The sequence below is a fragment of the Bartonella sp. AD328YNZD genome, from assembly GCF_042196425.1.
This window is the reverse complement of the sequence record NZ_JBHIQG010000335.1, coordinates 1-2513: the sequence shown is the minus strand read 5'-3', so window position 1 is coordinate 2513 and position 2513 is coordinate 1. Positions and strand designations below refer to the sequence as shown.

The 2513-nt window shown below is 32.9% G+C and carries 1 protein-coding gene; it reads left to right on the top strand.

What is annotated here, in order from left to right:
- The first annotated feature begins 1342 nt into the window (after positions 1 to 1342).
- Positions 1343 to 1519, top strand: a complete 177-nt coding sequence (locus tag ACFIO3_RS11440) for a hypothetical protein (protein WP_375609939.1) — start codon at positions 1343 to 1345, stop codon at positions 1517 to 1519.
- Positions 1520 to 2513: the final 994 nt, after the last annotated feature.

Below are 2513 nucleotides of genomic sequence, written 5' to 3'. Positions count from 1 at the left end.
AGTGTTGTTCTTTAAAGATAGAAAACTCACTGAAGTCTTTTACGACCCGATTTTTGCTAAATCAAAAATCGCTTAAGGGGAGCTTCCTCTTTCGGTAATATGAAGCAAACAAAAATAGCCGTAACTAATTGTTACGGCTATTTTTTTAACTTTTCCTATTCTCTTTACTTCTCCAATGGATTTTCTACACTCTTCATGAAGAAAAAAAGAAAAAAGTTAATAGACAACAACTCTACGAGAAAACCAAATTATACATAAGGCTTTCTTTATTCTCTTGCCTTTGATCATTCTTTCCATTTACCTTTTGAAAAAGTATCTTTGATGCAAAAAAGAAAAAATAGCTGCAAAATAAATATTTAAACAAAAGAAAAGAATAAATTTTGATTCGCCTATCAATGAAAGCTTCGTAAAATAGGTACTTTCGATCATCACAAATAATTATCGTCATCAAGACCAAAACTTATCGTTTAAAAATTCTAAGCGCTATTTTCAAGTGATTAATAAATATGTTTTTTAACCAAACAATCTCCAAATATGGAAAACCTCATACGAAATAAATTATCATTTCGATTTAGCATCCATAAACCACATTCTATTTGGTAATAAAAAATATAGTGGCATATCGACGTCTTCTTCGGACGAAGAAAGATTCTTAACCTCCAGTTGTTCGTAAACAACCAAATTTCTCTTAAACAAGCTTTGCTAACCATATTACGTGGCTTATGTCCCTCTCCTAAAGACGATATCCATAGATTCCATAAGGTAAGCTCTACTCTGAATATTCCGGCTCTCTTCTCTGCACCTCAAAAAGCGAAAATTCCTAAAAGAACAGATCTAAAATCCCTCTTCTTAAGATGCATCACATTGACTTATAAAGAGTGTTCATTATTTTGCGTTTTGGATAAAAGATCTTAGTACCGTAGGATTCTCTCATTTCAAAGCTGTTTATTAACCAAAACCATGTCTCTTGCACATTATAAGTAAATAAAACCGTATAGAATGAAACTGTACAAAAAAGCACTAAAAATGCCTTTTATAAACCATCCAAAATGCCCAAAATTGTAACAACATTGGGAGTTGGCAAAGTGTCTAATGACGCCCAACTTGCTCTTTTATGAAGTATAAAAATGGAGATGCTCTATAAATTTTATATTATTCATCGGGGCTTTACCATTATACCATCCACGAGCTCTGTAATGAAATAAGCTTAGGCACCTTAAAGAAAGGTTTCTTAAAAACAAGCGTGTAAATTGACAAGCAAAGTGTATTTGGTTCGGGGCGTTCTGTTTTACATAAGGGTTTCGATCTTATTAAAGAACGAGAGAAACAAAAGCGTGAAGCAATGCGTAATCTCTATTATTTAAAAGACATTACTCTAGATGCTTTTAGAAGTCGTAAAGCAGAATTAAAAAATGATGCTAAAAATGGAAACTGGTTTTCACCTTTACAGCTTCATATTCTCCTCAAATTAGGAGGCTGTATAGCGACTTTCAAAGATTACGCCAACAGAGATACATAATACTCTTAACTCCCATCTGATAAGTAAAAGCTGTAACAGCAAAAGCTCTTTTAGAAAAACAACGCCATAAAGTCATTAATAAACCGGCAATGAATTGGAAAAATGTTCCAGATTTTTATCAAACACTCTGCAAAGCAACAATAATGATACAACTGGCTTTGCATCTGCTTATTCTTACAGGTGTTCGTATTTTTACAGGTGTTCGTACCCATATCTTGCATCAATTCGTGAAAATCAGATTGAAGAGGATATATGAACAATTCTTGGCTCGAGAATACGAACGGTCTGCGTGATACTACAGGAAATTTTGCATGCCCTTAAAAATTTTAAAACAAGCACGCTTGTTTTTTCGCAATGATTTCTGTTTTCTGTAACCGGTCGTAGTCCTTATCAATGTGAATTTCCTATCACAATATATAAGAGAGGTTAGGTTAAAAACCTGTCCACATATATTTCGCTCTAGTTTACGTAATTGGCTAACAGACTCCACCTACCACACCTCAAAGGACGAAGCTTCTTAACACTCACTGATCTGCAAACAATCCGCCCCCTCACCTAGCAGATTTCACCTTCTAACCACTCTAATTACCAAATCCTAAATACGATAGTGTTTTTACGGTAGAACAGAATAAATACCAAAACAATGGCTGATTATATCGTTAATACTTAGGCACCTCTCTTTCATGTTAAGAAATATCTTTTATGCTAAAAAATAAAATAAGAAACACTTTTACTGCTTAAATAATCTTCTTCAGCATATATACAAGAAAAAATGAAACCCTCTAACATAATAAATAAGACCTAAACCTAGAAATCTCTATTTTTTATAGATAAAAACATATAAAATCAAAACCTACGAAACGCATAAAAATATAACATGTTTTCTTGATGATTGAATTCATTCAACTCAAATGAACCTATAAACAGCCCTTATTCCACATTCGCAACACGTGTTCTTAGAATTCTCACTAGTGTTTTCTAAATTTTCGGGAAA

What these genes read in the sequence shown, in the direction of transcription:
- ACFIO3_RS11440 (WP_375609939.1), top strand. Translation starts at nt 1,343, where the DNA reads ATGCGTAATCTCTATTATTTAAAAGACATTACTCTAGATGCTTTTAGA.